Here is a 17,966-nt window from a genome sequence, read left to right on the forward strand (position 1 = left end):
ACTCAAGGTAACCGGTCAGCGATCAGTGCTTTGCGCTGCCGAACTCGCCCTCTGTCAATCTTACAGCCGGACGACTCTAGTAGCCTTTGCCTGCCCCTCGCAGCCCCTCTCCTCTGACCAGACTCAGCCTCACCAGCAGCGATATCCGGTAACGGACATCGGCAGAGCACCATGAAAGCACCCTACCAGTGATTTCTATCCTGATGATCTCAGTAACCGGGTACCTGTAAAGATGGATTCTCAACGATTCCAATGAGGTAAGGCTCAAGCTTCGTCTCATCCAGACCTATAAGCGTCTTCACTGCACCTACCGCTTCCAAAGCTTTCTGAATGGACGAAGAGTCGATAGCTCCACTGTGCGGAACTACCAGCGGCAGCTTGTCATGGCTCATGCCATAGGCTTGGAAGTGAATCTTTCCAAAAGCTTTGTTGTTCTGAACCGCGAAAGCTATCGGCATCAACCCACTCAAATCCAGGTTGCTCGCCTTGGTGTTGAGCTCTGCAGTTATCCTGAAGCCGACTCCGATACGACCTGTAACAGATCGATTGCCGCCCGCATCCACGTTTTCGATCCTGGAAGCACCGTAGTCAAAGATAACCTTGTAGCGCCCCTTTCCCGCGCTCGACTCAGCTCCCAGATACCTGAATGAGCCCTTGTTGTCATACTGCTCAATGCTGACAATCACATCGGTAGTCGTCAGGCGCTCCCGGATCTGCTTGGAAGTAAGCGACCACACTTCACTTTCTCGACTCCCACCAGCTTGCCCACCATAAATTTGCATCGTCTTCACTGGCCTTGGTGTTGTCACGGGAACGATCGCACCAGCAGGCGACGTCAACCCCGCCATTTCAACATCGGAAATGCCCGTTGCACTACATCCGGCCAAGACGCAAAACCCTATCCACAAAGCAACCTTCAGCGAAGATTTCATAGATCGTCCATTTAAAAAGTATTGGTTTAAGTTGGCCCAAGTGCCCCCAATACCCCAATGGGGGCCAGCCTCGGTTTGGGAAACCAGGCTAAGAGCAATGCACAAATTAATTCGCTTATCTGATTTCAAAAATTCCAGCGGCACGTTTTATCGATATTCAAATGAGGCATGACTTAATTTCAGAGGTACGCCTCCAAGCATTAAGTTCTGTACGCTGTGCAATGCTGCGGATGCACTTAGCGAGGTGACAAGGAACCTCCTACAACATAATAATCCGTGTTCGTGAACCATCACGCCTCGTCAGCACACTTGCGATTGCTCAGAGGCTTAGGCGACACGTTGTTGTTAGTACAGGAAGTAGCATAGACACACCCTGAAGCCCAGCTGAATAAATCAGGCTCAATAGTGGCAGCGGATCGGCACCATCGTGAGACTGCGACAGTCCGAGCGACCACAGTCTAATCTGGCTTTAACGCTAATCGCTGTCGATAAGTACTGTCTGATCGTCAAGATAGCACCTAGGGCAGGCTCCAACGATGGCAAAAGTGTCAAATACCAAAAATGTATTTTGCGAGCACTGTACGAGCGTAATACCACGACACCAGAATGGTAAGAACTATCATTACCACCCAATGAGCCTGACATGTATGACGATGGTCTAGTCTCTCCCTTCGAACAACTCTACATCAGCCATCACCGCTGGTTGCACGGCTGGTTGCAGCGTCGCCTGGGGTGAAGCGCTGATGCCGAGGAGCAGAACTGTGTGCCAATCTGTTATGGGACCTTTTCGACGGGGTCATCAGAAAGAAAGACGAGCCCCTATACAGTATGCAGATACATGTGGCAGTGCTATTTGAAGGACTTGGTCGACGAGATGGTGGTGCCGTATCGAAGGGTGCTTTGTGAAGCGCAGGAAGGAAGTAAACATTCCTAAACGGCTTTTCCACAACCGCGATCATGACTGATTGAAAATCTGTTTACAAAACCAGCTTGAGGAAATAAGGAGTTATTTAGGGCTCTTGTAATGAAATGACTCGAGGCCGCTTAGGCGTGCCTTGAATTTAATAGCTCAAAAAAATAAACAACAGTTCAGCTTTCGCCTACATCACTTGCGTGCACAATCCTCAATTTTCAAGATATCAGAGCGCGGAATCACATAGATATTTTTAGACTCATCATCCCAAGGGCGAGCGTAGAAATAATCCGTACTTGACGCCGGAACACGCAAATTAACACTTTTTCTGAAACCAGCATCAGAAAGTTCTTTAACTACGCCTTCGTCATCTCGCCAAGTATAAACAACACAACCTCGCCCGCCCATCGCCCCAACGCCAAGCACATACCCAACAAAGAAATTATTAATCGGAGAATAAACACTAATCACGACCATTGCGAAACCTGCCACATAGCTTGCACGAATTAGAATCCCGCCACCCTGAGAAAACTTAGAAAGAACGACAGCGGTCGTAACCTGTAAAAACGCAAGAACAATCATAGCAACAAAACAAGCCACGACCAGCTGAGCATTGTTTTCCCCAAGCCATCTCTCTAGGATTGCACCAACGCCTATTAAAACCACTACTTGAGCCGAAGAACAAAAAAACACAAAAAAAATGTTTTCCTTAACGCGAAACATCCAAAAACCAGGATCACTATGCGAAACAACCAATATCTGAGTCAACATCATGACTGCCAGTGCAATAGATGACAAGAGCAGGTAGTTTCCACTTAAGTATGGCCAATCCCAAAGCAACATTGCCATGGTAATTAGCATTACAAACAAAAGACCTAAAATCCAATTAAACAAAAGCGTGCCCGGATGGGTATCCTTACAATTCGATCCAGAGTTAATTACTACAGGAGCGCCCACTATGCTGTTCCGAAAAGCTTTACTTTCGACCAATAGAACTCCAATTGGAGCTGATAAGGTCAGAGTTAACGCCATCGCCGAAAAGGAAACAAGAACAAACAAAGCAGGAAGCCCCACAATCACATCAGAAGACATGATACTTAGAGGAATACCTTGCCCTACAAAATAAATATGAACAGCAACAACGGACAATGCTAAAACACCTGCGGCCATAAAAATCCAGTTCTCTCGGTAAAATACACCGAGTTTTCGAAACTCATAGGCCCATATGAGACGCGCCCTAGACATAGAAGAATCCTTTTAAATTAAACGCCCACCAAAAATGGTAGGAAAATCATTATCACACACCAGGCAAGCGTCAAATCTTGCACGCATCAAGTTTCTGATAAAAATTCCAAAGACTTTCAAAAGAGAATCTTTTAACCATACATGCTATCGGCAACAACCCCTTAGCTTCACCAATGAAGTAGCTAAACTTCAACGACATGCATAAGACCCTGACGCCTACACCCTCTTCACCTAACCACTGAACCTGAAACGCTTGACCAAATTCGACCGCAGATACAGAGTTACCACAAGCACTTTATCCGCCGCCGAAGATGATGCTCGCCGCCAAAGCTCCAGAGACGAATACTGGCAAATCATGCTAAAGAGCATTAAAAATGCTAGCACTAAAAAAAGCGCCCGATAACTTGGCGCGTTTTAGTAATAATACTGGCGGCAGCTGCCCCTTTCCTCAGTTACTAATATTGCAGATTTCCGTCTCATCTAATCAGGCAGGACGGTGAAAGGGATGAGTTCGGCTCGCTGAGGGCACTGAAGAATCTAATCAAGGTCTGCTATCAGCGGCAAAAATTTTTCATTTTGCAATAATTGATTGCTCATAAAATCCTGCTTCTCAACAATCCGCCGACATACAACGTCATATACAATTTTTGCTATCTTGTTTGCCAAAAGAGGCGGCACTGCATTACCTACTTGGTGATATTTTTGAGTTCGATTTCCTTCGAAATAATAGTTATCCGGAAATGTTTGAAGCCGTGCCGCCTCACGAACAGTTAGACTACGACATTGGGCTGGATCGTAGTGGATAAAATAGTGCCCATCCTTAGAAATATGGCTAGTGATAGTAGTTGCTGGAAGCCCTTCAAGCTGTACCCTGAAGCGATCACTAAACTTGCCGCTTTCCCAATTTTTGTGAGCGGGAGCGAGGCCAGGAAGTGAGAATTGCTGATGGCCCTTTGGAGAATATTTATTGTGCAAAGCGAAGGTGCTTGCGAATGCGTATCGTCTGAGGTCAGACGGCATATGACCACGCGCATCATGACTCATCCAATACTTAATATTGGGATCCTGATACCAAGCGTCTAGGGATGGCACGCCAGTACTACCTTGCCCCAACTCCTTTACTACTCGATCGCTGCCTGGACTGTTCGGCGCACTGAGAAGTGATTGTCGGGTATCGCGCAGAGGTCTAATCAACTCACCATTTTCAAGTTCCGCGTAATGCAACAAATCATCTACTTCATCGGAAACAACCCTATACCAAGCCTCTTGGGAGTCCAAACGTCGTGACAGCTTACTTCTTAGCCTAGGTAGCCCACCAATAGCTTGTTTAACCGATACGGGGTCAGCTGGTTTCAAGAGTTCATGTGATGGAACATTACCATGCTCATCGAGTGCTATTCCTAGAAGAATTACTCGATGGCGAGCTTGTGGAATGCCGTATTTTTCTGCTTCGATGATAAAAGACTTTGGCTTCACTCTGTCTATAGATTCCGAAGAGCTGAATGACTCCTCGGAAACGAGAGAACAAATTTTGTATTTCTGACCGCCCTCGGCATTATCCAATGCCTTGGTAGGGTCCACCAAATCCTGCAAAATTTGCTTGAATATCCCTTTACCACCAACTTTGGAAGACAAAATCCCTTTAACATTTTCCATGACGAAAACACTCGGCCGATAATCCTTGATGATTCGCAGATAATCTTTGTACAGAAAATGCCGATGATCATCTTCAGGAACATAACCCTGCTTGGCTTGGTTTCTGGCTCTCCCAACAATCGAATACGCTTGGCATGGAGGCCCACCAATAAGTACCCATGGGCGACCTTCCTTATTTAATCTGGCGTTGATGAGCTCATTCAACTCCCTATCGCCTTGCTCTGAACCCAAGGTTATTTGTCGTGCCTCTCGCTCCGCACGATTCCAGAACTCAGCTGTCTCGGCAGTGCTAGGCTCTGCCGCCTCTCCATTACAGTACCGATAGTAATCCTGCAGCCCTTCAGGGTACTCACGCTTGAGCAAACGGTAAAAAGCACGCAGCCTTAACGTTCTCCTAGCAACAGGATCCATTTCGGCAGAAACGATGATATCGAAATGCTTGCCATCCCCAGAGGATGAAAAACCCTCACCCAATCCGCCAGGGCCGGCAAAAAGGTCGACGATTTGGATAGCATCTTCAAGAGCCACAGCTGGCTCGTCGATCGCCTTCGGCGGGAAGAGGAAATTCTGGTATTGAATCATTGGCATCGTTGTTCAAAAAATCAGGAATGGCAACAGCTTAGGTAGCATAGCCTCGGTACTCTACCAGGATTGGCGCAGCAGCGCAGCTCCAGCATCGTTCGCAGCCGCTATAACGCCCTTGGCGCATGCTTTGCTAGGGTCAGCAGTCCCAACAACAGACTTCTTGCTGAGGGAAAAACAGAGCCTCAAGCCATGCTCGCGACCAGAAACACCAAAAACAATCGTCTTTTGTCCAGCGAAAGGTAGCCAATGCCGATTAGCCTAGAATGCGCATTAAGGGATTTCAAAGGTCGTATGATTCTACAAGCGGATTTTGGGAGAGGGTACATGGACATAGTCAGTAAAGAAGTCAGGTCTCGCATGATGGCCAACATACGCAGCAGCGATACGGTCCCGGAGATGAAGGTTCGAAAAATGCTCCATAGCCACGGGTTCAGGTATCGATTGCACCCACGTGAGCTCCCAGGTCGCCCCGACGTGGTTTTACCTCGCTACCGGCTCTGCATATTCGTTCATGGCTGCTTCTGGCACAGGCACCCGGGGTGCAAGTACGCGACGAACCCTGGCTCTCGCGAAGACTTCTGGCGTCTGAAATTTGAGCAGAATTTGAATCGTGACATTAGAAACAGGAACGAGCTATTGAGGCAAGGTTGGCGGGTTTTTGAGCTTTGGGAATGCGGAATCCGCAAGCAAGAAGCAGAAATGAAATGGCTTTTGGAGGCCGTACCAAATTTTAACGAAAAATACATCTCTTGGCCCGCCTTTCTTTCGGCGCCTAAAACTCAAAATTAAGCTCAATTTACTAATCCAACCAATTTTTCTATGAAATAGGCTGCTGCATCATCGCTAGTTGCAAGAAAATTAAACCAACATAATTAGACAGACTGAGCTTGAGGGTTAGTGAAGCGTATTGCTACAGCACACTGTGCTTTCCAGACCTGCACTATCAAGCAAAAGAGGCAATCGCACAACCATCAAGGCAACACAAAAAAATTACTATTGATAGTCTCCAAGGCATGAGCAAACCTCCTCAACAAAGACAATATACAACTATCACTGGCAATTACAACTGACTTGACTTCAGACCCGAGAGATCAACCCTATATTCGAGCTGAACAACTCCTGCCGGCAAGACCCCATTTATAAAACTCTCAGGTGTTATCTTGGGAAAACTTTCATCAACAACATAAGATCTTGCTTCTAGCAACCTATATCCTTCTTTACGCGCGGAACATCCTGCCTCCATACCAAGACGCAGCAGAGCCCCTTCGAGCATGGCTGCATCGACGCCAAGCACAACGAGACGATCGCAAACAAGATCGATCGACAGACCGCCATCAACCGGCTCAAATCTACAATGAACTAGCTGTAACGGCTTACCGGATGATGCAGCCAGCTGAAACTGACCAGATATGTTTATCACAGTCCCGTAGCGGCTGATCGTCGACTTAATTTCGTAATCAGTTGCTGGAGTATTAACGTCAACCACACCGCCGAAAGGACCACTCCACTCAAAGGCGATCCCTTTAATGACCAACGCTTCCAAAGCCAGCAGCTCGGCGAGCACTTCATAACCATGCTTGTCGACCAATGCGTTGCCAAGCAGATGCCGCCACCTTTGCCACCATGCTAGCGGATCAGCCAGCAGCGCGTGGCGTACGGCGATGCCAGATTCGATGCTGATCATATGCTCGCAGATCAACCCGAATTCGTTGCGAAGCCATTCAATCGACGATTCTAGCCGCAGGAAACGCCGATGCTGCCCCGCAACAACACGCTCTACTGTTCGGAGTCTGGCACCAGCAAATCCTTCTGAGATTTCTTGAGATTTAGAGCACTCAACTGCAACACCAAAGCTATCGCCTTCACGGAAGATCCACGCGGGACAATTTAATGGCATCGCTTGGATAGGCAGCATCCGGCCACTCTGATCAAGGTTGGCAAAGCCTTCCTGAATCTCTTTCAACAAATTACTCATAATCGCTATTCAGCCCTACAGGGGCACATCCCACATCAGCAAAAAGCGCGTCGACGTAGCCGAACAAACCACCCTCGCAAAACACAGGTTCCTTCAAGACGATTTGCGCTGTATTGAGTTTCATGATTGCCCTGAACTGATCTTGGGAGGGTTGGCGCAACCGCCGCATCTTGAAAATCAGCCGTGTCAAATCAATCCTGAAACCACCCTTACCAGGACGCTCGACCAGTTGCACGACCGTATCTGTTGTAACGCTCTCCAATATCTTTCGAGTGTTTTCCTCGGTTCCCTGCCATGTCAGGTGGACGGTCCACCACATCGCCCGCAACCAGATGCGGCTTCGACCTTTCCAGAACCGCACTGGCGGTGCGCCGTTCCAACGACTTTTCACTAGATCCGGCAGTACCCTAAGAGACAGAAAGCGCCACCAGCCATCATCTGCGGCAGTACGAATATCCATGCCAGCCCCCGCCAATGTTCGATACAAGGCAAGACCAACTTTCATGTCATAGGCGCCAGGCCCTAAAGCATTGCTCCCCGCCAAGGGGTCATAGAGCGACACAACGGCAAGTAGTTGTCGGCGTAACTCTTCCATTTCCGGATTGGGTACCTCCGGGAGAAATGCATCGCTTCTGATCATCTCGTCAAAATGGCGCTGCGACAGCTTGAGATTCAATGTCGGAAAGTTCATTGATCTTTCTCCAGCTCTTGGACCCTTCGATCAAGCCAGCGTTGGGTAGATACAAACAACTCCGGAACGGAGCTTGTATTCAGATCACCCAAGCGAATGAATGAGTGCACCGCGTCTGCAATACTGGCGATACCTTCACCGGCGTCTGGCGCGCTCAGGTATGTGTCGAAATGCGGCCCCATTTCTGCCTTGACCTGAGAAATGACCAACGCAAGCCAAGCTGCAAACACCTGACGCATCAAAGGCGACTGCTCGATATTCACTGCCCTGCGATCACGCAACTGTTCAAAATGCGGGTGAGCGTTGTTCAGTACAAGTGCGACATAGTCGCTGGAGAATGGCTCACCCTGAGGGTCGCTCCAGCAGGCTTTCAATTCCCACAGAGGCCCCTTCGCACCCAGAGGTTCCTCCAACACGGGAAACAGGGAACCGTCACCGTCAATAACGACTTCGATTGGTTGCGCCAAAGAGCCCAGACGCGCACCTGACTGATGCGCAAATCCGGGTACGAACTCTACCGAGCATTGACCAAGAAAAGCTTGAATACAGAGAAAACCGCTCCCCCTGACCGTACCGGGCTCCAACTCTATGCTGAGCACTACGGTGCCGTCTTCATCCTTGCCTCGTAGAACATGAACGTGCCCGAGCGTCCGCCAGCAGGAGTCAGCAGATACCCACTCCAACGCCAGCAACACTTCTGCATCCGGGCTCGCTACACCGTCAATGCCGAAAATGGCTTCCTGCAGTAGAGCCCGCGCGATCAAACATTGAACCCCCAAGGAATGTTCGGCCGGGTTCCAGTCACTGTCTTTGCCCAAGGCAAATTGATCATCACCAACCGCAATAGCGCCAGGATCAATACCGCCATGTGACCGAAATTTATAGCTCACTTCGAGATCGCTTACGCCGCCGAGTGGCGCATTCAGCATTCGATACAGAGGTAGCCGAGTACTCATTCCCCCGCTCCATTTTGAGCCGCAATTCGGACACCAACTACCGGCCGCAACAACTTGCCACCGGATTCAGTCATCCTCACGTGAAGCTCCCCCTCCAGCACCAACTCCTGCTGTACAGGCGTGGCAGCAGCCGCGAGTCTGATGCCAGTCCCATCGGCAATTTCCATGCTTTCTATAAAAGCAACCGCACTACTGATGCTGAGTGACTCCAATCGAAACGGAAATGCTCCGAGCCCGCTTTCGAACCATTTATCAAAGGTGATCGGGCCGGCTTCGGAGTCCACAGAAACAGTGATTTCCCTCGGTACGTCTAGCTGCACCATCCCCCATCTCAAACACCACTCCATGACGATAGAGGATGCTGCGTACCTGACCGCCACTATCTCCAAGTCGGGCGTATGTACCGAACCTCCTCGAGGGCGTTGTCCGATAGCAGCACGCGGCGACGCTTTGCCAAATCGCCCATCCCCGCCAAACCCACGACTGGGCAGTACAAGTTCGGCAAGTTTGCGTGAAATCCGCATCAGAGGTTTGACGGTAACGCTGGGCTGAGGCGGCACACCAAAATCCTTCAAGGCCCGACCACATTGGGCGCGGATCTTTTCAACCACTCGCCCGCCGTTTACGTCTATCCAAGCGGCATGATCCGCACGCTCGCAACTCCTCAGATAACTTTCAAGACTCTGTATGGTCGAGCGCAAGCCCCGGGCTTCGGATGGGAGCAGCTCTTGCTCCGAATCTGGTAGAAAGAGCGCGACAACATATCGACCATCAGAAAATCCTGTAAACCCACCGCCCCAGCCTCGCGAATCGATACTGTCATCCCAACAGATGTTCATCCCTGGAGAGCGCATGAACGTCACTATCGGTCGACGGGGCGCGCCACTATCTATCTTGGAGAAGATGCAGGTTTCTGGGCTGGGTACGTTGTCTGGTGCATCCATCTGTAGCTGGCTTGGAGCCATTGCCACGGCAAGTAATCTACCCGCCTGACCACTGCCAACGAACTCACCGCGCAATTGAATCGCTCTGCAGAGTACCTCGTTGCTCTTCACACCTCTGATCGCCAGATAGTCTTTTTCCTCCGCCGCCGCTCCTATCGCGCGATCATATAAGCACTGGCTAACACGAAATACCGGCAGCATGTCAGCGCTGGTTATATCCTTGCCATTCACGGATGCATTCAAATATCTCCCAGTGGCAAAGAGGGGATTATCCAAGCGCGCACTAAACCAGCGCTGAATAGCAACATTCACGTAATTTTCGTAACTGCTGTACCACCATGGTGCAGGCCCACCTTCCTCATCGAAAACAGGCAACAGATTTTCCCTGAGCAATGGAATGATTATTGCTGTTCCTGTCGATTTACCTAAAAATGGCTGAGTGCCCAACGTCTCCAGAATTTCGTGAATCTGCTCCGGTGCCGTGATGGCTCGTAGGCTATCATCAGCCCCCCACCAAGCAATTCCAGTTTGCGTCTTAAGCAGCAGGCGGTCAGCACGGCCTTCATCCTCCACCAGCGAAGCTACTAGTCGCTCCTCATACCCTATTGCCGTCTTGATGCGACTGTAGTAGATCACCAAGCCAGCTCCCATGCGGAAGTAGCAGGTCTTGCCCAGCCCCCAAGAACCACCCGAACCATCGTCCGAGTGAGTCCTGCCGATTTCGAACACTAGCTTCAGAAAATTTCCGTGCTGACCTGTAGCCTCGACGCTTTCGAAACTCATCGGCCCTGTCAAACCCTCGGTATTTGAATCACGAATTTCAAGTACCCTTGGAGTGCGAGGATACCGCTCCCTGAGGATCTGCAAATTCAGTCCATCACTGAAAGTAGAAGCAATCGCGTCCAGCGAGTGCTCGCGAAAATGAAAATCCACCGAAACCGGCTGACTTTCATTACCATTGCGCCCTGCGTCAAGCGCGTTCTGAATGGACTCTCGAACTAATAAATCTAGCGATGGTGTTTCTTCGTTCTGCAGCGCGCGAAGCAAAAATGCACCTGACTCCTGCATTGGCTGCAGTTGGAGGCTGTAATATTTCATAAGTCAGATCACGCTTACCGTTTCTTCCAGATCTTCTTCCGATGTCGTGAAGGTATCCGGGATATTAACCGTGACGTGGGTTACATAATTTTTCTGTTTGCCTTGCGAACCTGGTAGATAAAGACTGATACCGACTATATGTGCTTTGGCATTAAGCGCTTCTCTCTTCCGTCGCGCCGCAGCAGCAACCTTTGGAGTACGTGCTACGCTGTTCTGATCGATGAGATAAATCAACAGTTGAGGTACTGTTCCAACACCACCTTGACCACGAAGGTTTGCTACCTCAGAGCTTCTGAAACCTGCCTTAGAAATATCCTTCTCATCAAGGCCTTGGGCATCGGCCAGAAGATCTTTCGGATCTCTCAGCGCACCAATGGACACACCATTATCCGATCGTTTATCTGCGAAGCGGCTTCGATTGATCCGACCAACAGTTTTGCCAGAAACCTCCCAGCTGTTTTGCGGACTCGGTGTGCTGCCCGCCACGACGACGTTCCATTTCATGTAGCCAGCTTTTTCAGAATTCTCACTGAGCCATTCAAGAAAGGCATTCATGTCAGAGAAGAACTGATTCCCGGGATGAAACGACAGGCCGCCTAGGTAATGAGCTATATGACTAACCTCAACATCGCGCCAAACAAGGCTATTGGTCCCCTTTAGTTCAGACTCTTGGAGTCTGCAGCCTGCACCTGCAAGAAACTCCTCAGTCAATGACAAATTAGTATTGAGCAATGCGGTAGCATCATCGCCGTCGTGGAAAACTGTTGTTTGTCGATTGATTCCCGAAAAATCAAATTCTGCTTCGATCGCGCGCTGCATCTTATTTGCACCTGTCGGCCGAATCCAGGCGAGCCGCGCATGCACACGTACCCGAGGCCCGAATTCCTCCGGTTTAGCGCCGCCATGCATGAAGCGCTGCAGATCATCACGAAGCTCTTCCTCCGCGACTGTCATGAACTCGTATTTTCTTCTCGTATCATCAGTCATCCAAATACGCGGCAGCAATTCGTAGCCTCTGCGATAACCAAACCACCGCCCCATTTGCATGAGAGAATCCGCTTGCGCCGAGCCGCGAAGGAAAAAAGTACTGACCAGATTTTCAATCGTTAGTCCCCTCGAAAGCGTGCCGCCGCCGATAACTATGAACGCCGTGCAAAAATTCAAGCCTTGATCGGGATCAGGATAGAACAACCGTCGAACTTCGTTCTCATCGGTGACGCCGTTATTAGCGCAGTTATCGACACACACATGGGTGCCGCGGTGATACATCCGATTGGCGTTCTCATCCAACTGAATTGCCGTAACCGTATCTAGAAGTGTGTGGATTTCTGCAGAAAATCTGTCAAAACGCGGCAACTCTCGAAGTTCAGAGATTCGCCCGTAGTCAGGAAAACGCTCAGTAAATTGCGCAACATCAAGCCCTGAAGAAACGCGGTCCCACACTGGCCTAAAATTTTCTGCCAATTGATCATCACCATACTTCGACCAAGCTTCTAGCGCTGCCTGCACAGCTTCGCTTACATAGCGATGATGAAGCTGTCTTGCGCTGGTGTGGATCAACATGCTTACAGGCTTTACAGCACCGGATAATCTCATCACTGCAACGCAACATAAGTACCAGATCAGACTCTGTTGCAGCGCCTGAGGCAATACCAAGGTTTCTCCCTTGTGAAGGCTACCAACCTGCTCCAGATCACTATTGGTGATTTCACGGACTATTCCAAGCGGCTCCTTCTCATTTTCATCATAACCAAAAATCTGTACAGCTCCAAAATGCTCATCCGCTTGCGGCAGCGCCGCGATGAAATCCGATGGGTATAGCGTATCGCCTGGTCCTTCATTGAGAAAGTTTGCAGCCGGTGTAGCAGTAAACGCGACGTAATTAACGCACTGCAACGGAAGACTGATCAGCTGAAGGATGAGTTTATTAATGGCCGTACGCTCAGCCTTTGAAAAGTCATTAGAATTGATACCCGCCTGATCTGCCTCGTCATCAATCACAACAAGCCGCATCTGCGACATTCCCACCGGGTGTGCCTTGATCCACGCAATGAGATGTCTTAGGCGGGCCGGGTTCTTCAGACAAACGACAAGATGACGATCTCTTCGGCCTGCGTCGAACTGCATATCCTGCGCACGGGCACCATATGGGCTGTTCCTCGAAGGATGCTCGATCGCCTTCCAGCTGACATTCCCATCGTGTTGGAATAGGTCGCCGACCAGACGCTTGCTTGTCTGCACCCGCAAGTTCTCGAGTGTTCCAGTTAACACAACGAACAGATTCCATCGATAGTCTGCCGCCATGGAGATCAGGCCAGCCATATTAGCTGTCTTGCCGGACTGCACATGCCCTACTACCAGTCCTTTTACTGCTTTGCGACCCTGCGTGGTCTGCCGAAGGTGTTGGAGGATGCGCACAGCAGATTTCTGAATATTATCAACTGAGGCTCCCTTCCACCCCTGCGCGATCAAATACTTTCTGTAAAGCTGCCAAGCACTCCGGGCATCTTGGGGCACAGCCATGCCGGGCTCGGCCTCTTCCGGCCCCACAAAAATCAGCGGCCTTGCAGCTGCAACAGATTGCTGTTCGGCCTGTTGCTTACGCCGAACGATCTCCCCCCAGCATTCAAACCGCTCCTCGGAACTCTTACCCAGCGAAGGCCAGCCGGCCATTTCCTCCTGCGACAGAAGCCATTCATTGACCTTTTGAAGTGATCCCCCCAGCCGACCGAGCATGGCGATTTCCTCCCAACTCCTGCCATTTAAGCGCCAACTATCAATGAACGCGCGGCATTTGTCGTAAGCTGGGTCAATACTGTAATCAATCATTAGCATCCCTACTGCATTCAAAAGGGCAACTTGAATCGGGAACATCGCCCTACATCCAAGTCAGGGACAAGGATAGTGGCACAGCGCCGCCAACCTTGCAAAATCACGCTGTCAGGCACCGGAAATATCAAATGCATAGCAGCGGCAGCCTGCCAATTCAATTTCAGATGCCGACCAACTCAGCCGCTCGCAGAGCTTGGTTCAAGCTATGAAGATTCTTATAACGTCCAGCCCCTAGGAGAGCCATGAACAAAACCAGGCGCCTCACAGTAGCTCAAAGCCCACACAACTCTGCAGAGCTCAACTACCTGCACTGCAAAGTCAAGATGTCAACCGAGACTGCAACTACATGGTCCTGACGAAGTACTTTTCAACCAACGACGGCTCCCTTCCCGAGATAGAGGCGAACTACCCTACAACCACCTTGGCAGCTAAAGCCTTCGAGCTCCTGTACGAATGCGGAGCACAAAACGCCACCATTGATGGCGGCTATCTTTGGATGCGCGCGACGCAGAGTGAAAAGCCGTTCTCTGGCGCAGCCGACGCCTTGCTGGTGGCCTCGGAGCAGGCCGACCCGTTTCACGTGGTTCTCGGTGGTATCCGCGTGACTGGACAGGAGATACCCGACTTGGGGGTCTGGGTATCCGCTGAAGGCCTGGTACTGGACTATCGAATGGGTCCGGAATGGGGTCAGGCGGAGATCGAATCGTTTCTGGAGCTACTGCGACAGCTACGGGATCTAGGCGGCGTGATATCTGCCACTTGGTGGGGCGAGGACGGTGAGCGTGATTTCCTCGCCGCCCTGAGGCGCCGCTGACCTCTCCTCTGGCCAGCCCCAGCCTCTCGCGCATACATGCACGAGGAGTGGCTGCCAAAGAGGCTGAATCGGTATAAAACGCACAAACAAAAAAGCCCGATCATTTCTGATCGAGCTTCGATGTTGGGATTATTTGGTCGGGACGGAGTGATTCGAACACTCGACCCCTTGCACCCCATGCAAGTGCGCTACCGGGCTGCGCTACGCCCCGACGGGTGTTGCTGGTGCCTTTGGCGTTAGCCGAAAGCGGGAGGAACTATATACTAAGCATCTGAATTACGGAAGGTTTTTCTTCAGAAAATCATTTGCGCAGTACGAGGAGGACATCTTCCAGCTCGGCGATCATCTGCTTGATGAGCTGCTTGTACTGGGTGGTGTCGTCCTTGGCTTCTTCGCCGGTGAGGCGCAGGCGTGCGCCACCGATGGTGAAGCCCTGGTCGTACAGCAAGGCGCGGATCTGGCGGATCATCAGCACATCCTGGCGCTGGTAATACCGACGGTTGCCGCGACGCTTCACCGGGTTCAGCTGCGGAAACTCCTGCTCCCAGTAACGAAGCACGTGCGGTTTCACCGCACAGAGTTCACTGACCTCGCCGATCGTGAAATACCGTTTGCCGGGTATGACAGGTAATTCGTCGTTATGACTTGGTTCCAGCATATGCTTCGACCCTGGCTTTGAGCTTCTGGCCGGGGCGGAAAGTCACTACACGGCGGGCCGTGATAGGGATTTCCTCCCCTGTTTTTGGATTACGACCGGGGCGCTGACGCTTATCGCGCAGATCGAAGTTACCGAAGCCTGAGAGTTTCACCTGCTCATTGAGTTCCAGGGCCTGGCGGATTTCTTCGAAGAAGAGCTCCACCAGTTCCTTGGCTTCTCGCTTGTTCAGGCCCAGTTCATCGTACAGACGTTCGGCCATCTCAGCTTTCGTCAGTGCCCCCATACGCTAGTTCCTTAACGTGGCGTTGAACCTTTGTTCCAGGGAGGTGAGGATGTTCTGGGTTGCGGTACTCACCTCATCGTCATTTAGAGTGCGCGATGGATGCTGCCAGGTCAAGCCAACGGCGAGGCTTTTTCTAAGCGGATCAATACCTTTACCGTGATAAACATCAAACAACCTTAGGTCGGTGAGCCATTCCCCTGCCTGGGCGCGGATATCGGCCAGCAAATGCTGGGCTGGCACGTCGCGGTCGACCAGCAAGGCGAGGTCGCGGCGCACTTCGGGGAAGCGCGACAGCTCCCTGAATGCCGGCATGCGGCCCTGGGTGATTTCACTCAGCACCAGCTCGAACAGGAACAGCGGCTGATCGAGGCCGAGGGTTTTGGCCAGTTCCGGGTGGATGGCACCCACGTAGCCGACCAGGCGCCCTTCCCGCTCGATGCGTGCAGTCTGGCCCGGATGCAGGGCACTGTGCTCGCCCGGCACGAAGGCGAAGCTGCCGATGTCGCCAGCTGCAGCCAGGAGGGCTTCGACGTCTGCCTTGGCATCGAAGAAGTCGACGCTGTCACGGCCATGGGCCCAGCTCTCCGGCAGGCGGCTGCCGGTGATCACGCCAGCGAGCATTGGCTCCTGCTTGAGTTCGTCCAGCTGGCCGACGAAGCGCAGGCCGCTTTCGAACAGGCGCACGCGCGACTGCTGACGGTTGAGGTTGTGCTCCACGGCCTTGACCAGGCCCGGCCACAGCGAGGCGCGCATGGCGGCCATGTCGGCGGAGATCGGGTTGGCCAGGGTCAGCGGCTGCACGCCGGGGCTGAACAGTTCGAACAGCTTGGGATCGATGAAGCTGTAGGTGATCGCTTCCTGGTAACCACGGGCCACCAGCAGGCGGCGCAGCACCGGCAGGTCAGCCACGGCTTCGGCCTTGGTCTGCGGCGCCAGGCGCGCTTGCGGGTAGCGGACCGGCAGGCGGTTGTAGCCGTACAGGCGGGCCAGCTCTTCGATCAGATCGACTTCCAGGCTGATGTCGAAGCGGTGGCTCGGTACCTTGACCTGCCACTGCCCTGCCCCTTGGGCTTCGATACCCAGGCCCAGTGCGGAGAGCAGTTTGACGATCAGGTCGTCGTCGAGCTTGAGGCCGAGCATCTGCTCGACGCGCTCGGCACGCAGGCTGATCGGTGCGATGGCCGGCAGTTGCGCCTCGGCGACCGCTTCGATGATCGGACCGGCTTCGCCGCCGACGATCTCCAGCAGCAGCGAGGTGGCGCGCTCCATGGCTTCGCGGGCCAGCTGCCAGTCCACGCCGCGCTCGAAGCGGTGCGAGGAGTCGGTGTGCAGGCCGTAGGAACGGGCCTTGCCAGCGACGGCGATGGTGTCGAAGAAGGCGCTTTCAAGGAACAGGTCGCGGGTGCTGTCGCTGACGCCGCTGTGCACGCCGCCCATCACGCCGGCGATGGCCAGGGCGCGCTCATGGTCGGCGATGACCAGGGTGTCGGCACGCAGGGTGACTTCCTGGCCGTCGAGCAGTACCAGTTTCTCGCCCTCTTCGGCCATGCGCACACGAATGCCGCCCCGGATCACGTCGAGGTCGAAGGCGTGCATCGGCTGGCCGAGCTCGAGCATCACGTAGTTGGTGATGTCGACGGCGGCGTCGATGCTGCGCACGTCGGCACGGCGCAGGCGCTCGACCATCCAGCGCGGGGTCGGCTTGGACAGGTCGACGTTGCGCACCACGCGGCCCAGGTAACGCGGGCAAGCCTGGGTGGCGAGCACCTCGACCGGGCGCACGTCGTCGAGAGCCGGGGCAACCGCAGCGACCTGCGGGCGGGTTACCGGCACGTCGTACAGAGCGCCGACTTCACGGGCCAGACCGGCCAGCGACAGGCAGTCACCGCGGTTGGGGGTGAGGTCGACTTCGATGCTGACGTCGTTGAGCTCGAAGTACTCGCGGATGTCCTGGCCAACCGGCGCATCGGCCGGCAGCTCGAGCAGGCCGTCGTTGTCTTCGCTGATCTGCAGCTCGGACGCCGAGCAGAGCATGCCGTTGGACTCGACGCCGCGCAGCTTGGCCTTCTTGATCTTGAAGTCGCCGGGCAGTTCGGCGCCGATCATGGCGAACGGAATCTTCAGGCCGGGGCGCACGTTCGGCGCGCCGCACACGACCTGGAAGGTTTCGCTGCCGTTGCTGACCTGGCACACGCGCAGCTTGTCGGCGTCCGGGTGCTGCTCGGTGCTCAGCACCTCGCCCACGATCACGCCGCTGAAGGCGCCGGCCACCGGGCTGACGCTGTCGACTTCGAGGCCGGCCATGGAAAGGCGCGCGACCAGTTCGTCACGGGAAACCTGCGGGCTTACCCAGCCACGCAGCCACTGTTCACTGAATTTCATAC

At 52.7% G+C, this 17,966-nt stretch carries 13 protein-coding genes and 1 tRNA gene; 2 read left to right on the forward strand and 12 right to left on the reverse strand.

The genetic code is table 11. The annotated features are described in order from the left end of the window. Positions 1-209: 209 nt before the first annotated feature. From ACT9T4_RS12830 to ACT9T4_RS12840, 3 genes are all read right to left on the reverse strand, one after another. Entirely contained in the window at positions 210-932 is a 723-nt protein-coding gene (locus ACT9T4_RS12830; protein WP_499117295.1) for a hypothetical protein, read from the reverse strand. A 1,105-nt stretch (positions 933-2,037) separates the two neighbouring features. Then, on the reverse strand, positions 2,038-3,090 hold the full coding sequence (locus ACT9T4_RS12835) for a hypothetical protein (protein WP_179537854.1): 1,053 nt from the start codon (positions 3,088-3,090) through the stop codon (positions 2,038-2,040). A gap of 537 nt (positions 3,091-3,627) precedes the next feature. After that, positions 3,628-5,334 (reverse strand): DNA cytosine methyltransferase, encoded by a 1,707-nt coding sequence (locus tag ACT9T4_RS12840; RefSeq protein ID WP_257026806.1) that lies wholly within the window; start codon positions 5,332-5,334, stop codon positions 3,628-3,630. 321 nt (positions 5,335-5,655) lie between these two features. Between ACT9T4_RS12840 and ACT9T4_RS12845 the strand changes: the two genes are divergently transcribed. Then, positions 5,656-6,120: a very short patch repair endonuclease gene (locus tag ACT9T4_RS12845; RefSeq protein WP_179537853.1), complete on the forward strand. Its 465-nt coding sequence runs from the start codon at positions 5,656-5,658 to the stop codon at positions 6,118-6,120. A gap of 271 nt (positions 6,121-6,391) precedes the next feature. Here ACT9T4_RS12845 and ACT9T4_RS12850 read toward each other — a convergent pair whose 3' ends face one another. Genes ACT9T4_RS12850 through ACT9T4_RS12870 form a run of 5 tightly spaced genes read right to left on the reverse strand, consistent with a single transcriptional unit; the run spans position 6,392 to position 13,869 of the window. Then, positions 6,392-7,306: a PD-(D/E)XK motif protein gene (locus tag ACT9T4_RS12850; RefSeq protein WP_179537852.1), complete on the reverse strand. Its 915-nt coding sequence runs from the start codon at positions 7,304-7,306 to the stop codon at positions 6,392-6,394. Continuing rightward, positions 7,299-7,997 carry a DUF6339 family protein gene (locus ACT9T4_RS12855; RefSeq protein WP_179537851.1) on the reverse strand — a complete coding sequence of 233 codons (699 nt, stop codon included), beginning with the start codon at positions 7,995-7,997 and terminating at the stop codon, positions 7,299-7,301. Before ACT9T4_RS12855 ends, ACT9T4_RS12850 begins: the two co-directional genes overlap by 8 nt. After that, positions 7,994-8,953 (reverse strand): hypothetical protein, encoded by a 960-nt coding sequence (locus ACT9T4_RS12860; RefSeq protein ID WP_179537850.1) that lies wholly within the window; start codon positions 8,951-8,953, stop codon positions 7,994-7,996. The genes ACT9T4_RS12855 and ACT9T4_RS12860 overlap by 4 nt, the downstream gene beginning before the upstream one ends. Then, positions 8,950-10,995: a hypothetical protein gene (locus ACT9T4_RS12865; RefSeq protein WP_499117300.1), complete on the reverse strand. Its 2,046-nt coding sequence runs from the start codon at positions 10,993-10,995 to the stop codon at positions 8,950-8,952. The genes ACT9T4_RS12860 and ACT9T4_RS12865 overlap by 4 nt, the downstream gene beginning before the upstream one ends. A 3-nt stretch (positions 10,996-10,998) precedes the next feature. Next, positions 10,999-13,869 carry a Z1 domain-containing protein gene (locus ACT9T4_RS12870; protein WP_499117302.1) on the reverse strand — a complete coding sequence of 957 codons (2,871 nt, stop codon included), beginning with the start codon at positions 13,867-13,869 and terminating at the stop codon, positions 10,999-11,001. Between the two features lie 304 nt (positions 13,870-14,173). Here ACT9T4_RS12870 and ACT9T4_RS12875 point away from each other — a divergent pair, with 304 nt between their 5' ends. Further along, positions 14,174-14,641, forward strand: a complete 468-nt coding sequence (locus tag ACT9T4_RS12875; RefSeq protein WP_179537847.1) for a hypothetical protein — start codon at positions 14,174-14,176, stop codon at positions 14,639-14,641. 134 nt (positions 14,642-14,775) lie between these two features. Here ACT9T4_RS12875 and ACT9T4_RS12880 read toward each other — a convergent pair. The 4 genes from ACT9T4_RS12880 to pheT form a co-directional block, all read right to left on the reverse strand. Beyond that, positions 14,776-14,852, reverse strand: a tRNA-Pro gene (locus tag ACT9T4_RS12880). 90 nt (positions 14,853-14,942) lie between these two features. Then, positions 14,943-15,299 carry a MerR family transcriptional regulator gene (locus ACT9T4_RS12885; protein WP_042552872.1) on the reverse strand — a complete coding sequence of 119 codons (357 nt, stop codon included), beginning with the start codon at positions 15,297-15,299 and terminating at the stop codon, positions 14,943-14,945. Further along, entirely contained in the window at positions 15,280-15,582 is a 303-nt protein-coding gene (gene ihfA / locus ACT9T4_RS12890; protein WP_013791841.1) for an integration host factor subunit alpha, read from the reverse strand. Before ihfA ends, ACT9T4_RS12885 begins: the two co-directional genes overlap by 20 nt. 3 nt (positions 15,583-15,585) lie before the next feature. Continuing rightward, positions 15,586-17,964, reverse strand: coding sequence for a phenylalanine--tRNA ligase subunit beta (gene pheT, locus ACT9T4_RS12895; protein ID WP_499117305.1), 2,379 nt, complete (start codon positions 17,962-17,964; stop codon positions 15,586-15,588). Between the last annotated feature and the right edge of the window lie 2 nt (positions 17,965-17,966).

It is taken from the genome of Pseudomonas sp. SZ40, assembly GCF_052958135.1.

Coding starts and splice junctions, on each gene's coding strand:
- ACT9T4_RS12830 (WP_499117295.1), bottom strand. CDS start 932: ATGAAATCTTCGCTGAAGGTTGCTTTGTGGATAGGGTTTTGCGTCTTG.
- ACT9T4_RS12835 (WP_179537854.1), bottom strand. CDS start 3,090: ATGTCTAGGGCGCGTCTCATATGGGCCTATGAGTTTCGAAAACTCGGT.
- ACT9T4_RS12840 (WP_257026806.1), bottom strand. CDS start 5,334: ATGCCAATGATTCAATACCAGAATTTCCTCTTCCCGCCGAAGGCGATC.
- ACT9T4_RS12845 (WP_179537853.1), top strand. CDS start 5,656: ATGGACATAGTCAGTAAAGAAGTCAGGTCTCGCATGATGGCCAACATA.
- ACT9T4_RS12850 (WP_179537852.1), bottom strand. CDS start 7,306: ATGAGTAATTTGTTGAAAGAGATTCAGGAAGGCTTTGCCAACCTTGAT.
- ACT9T4_RS12855 (WP_179537851.1), bottom strand. CDS start 7,997: ATGAACTTTCCGACATTGAATCTCAAGCTGTCGCAGCGCCATTTTGAC.
- ACT9T4_RS12860 (WP_179537850.1), bottom strand. CDS start 8,953: ATGAGTACTCGGCTACCTCTGTATCGAATGCTGAATGCGCCACTCGGC.
- ACT9T4_RS12865 (WP_499117300.1), bottom strand. CDS start 10,995: ATGAAATATTACAGCCTCCAACTGCAGCCAATGCAGGAGTCAGGTGCA.
- ACT9T4_RS12870 (WP_499117302.1), bottom strand. CDS start 13,869: ATGTTCCCGATTCAAGTTGCCCTTTTGAATGCAGTAGGGATGCTAATG.
- ACT9T4_RS12875 (WP_179537847.1), top strand. CDS start 14,174: ATGGTCCTGACGAAGTACTTTTCAACCAACGACGGCTCCCTTCCCGAG.
- ACT9T4_RS12885 (WP_042552872.1), bottom strand. CDS start 15,299: ATGCTGGAACCAAGTCATAACGACGAATTACCTGTCATACCCGGCAAA.
- ihfA (WP_013791841.1), bottom strand. CDS start 15,582: ATGGGGGCACTGACGAAAGCTGAGATGGCCGAACGTCTGTACGATGAA.
- pheT (WP_499117305.1), bottom strand. CDS start 17,964: ATGAAATTCAGTGAACAGTGGCTGCGTGGCTGGGTAAGCCCGCAGGTT.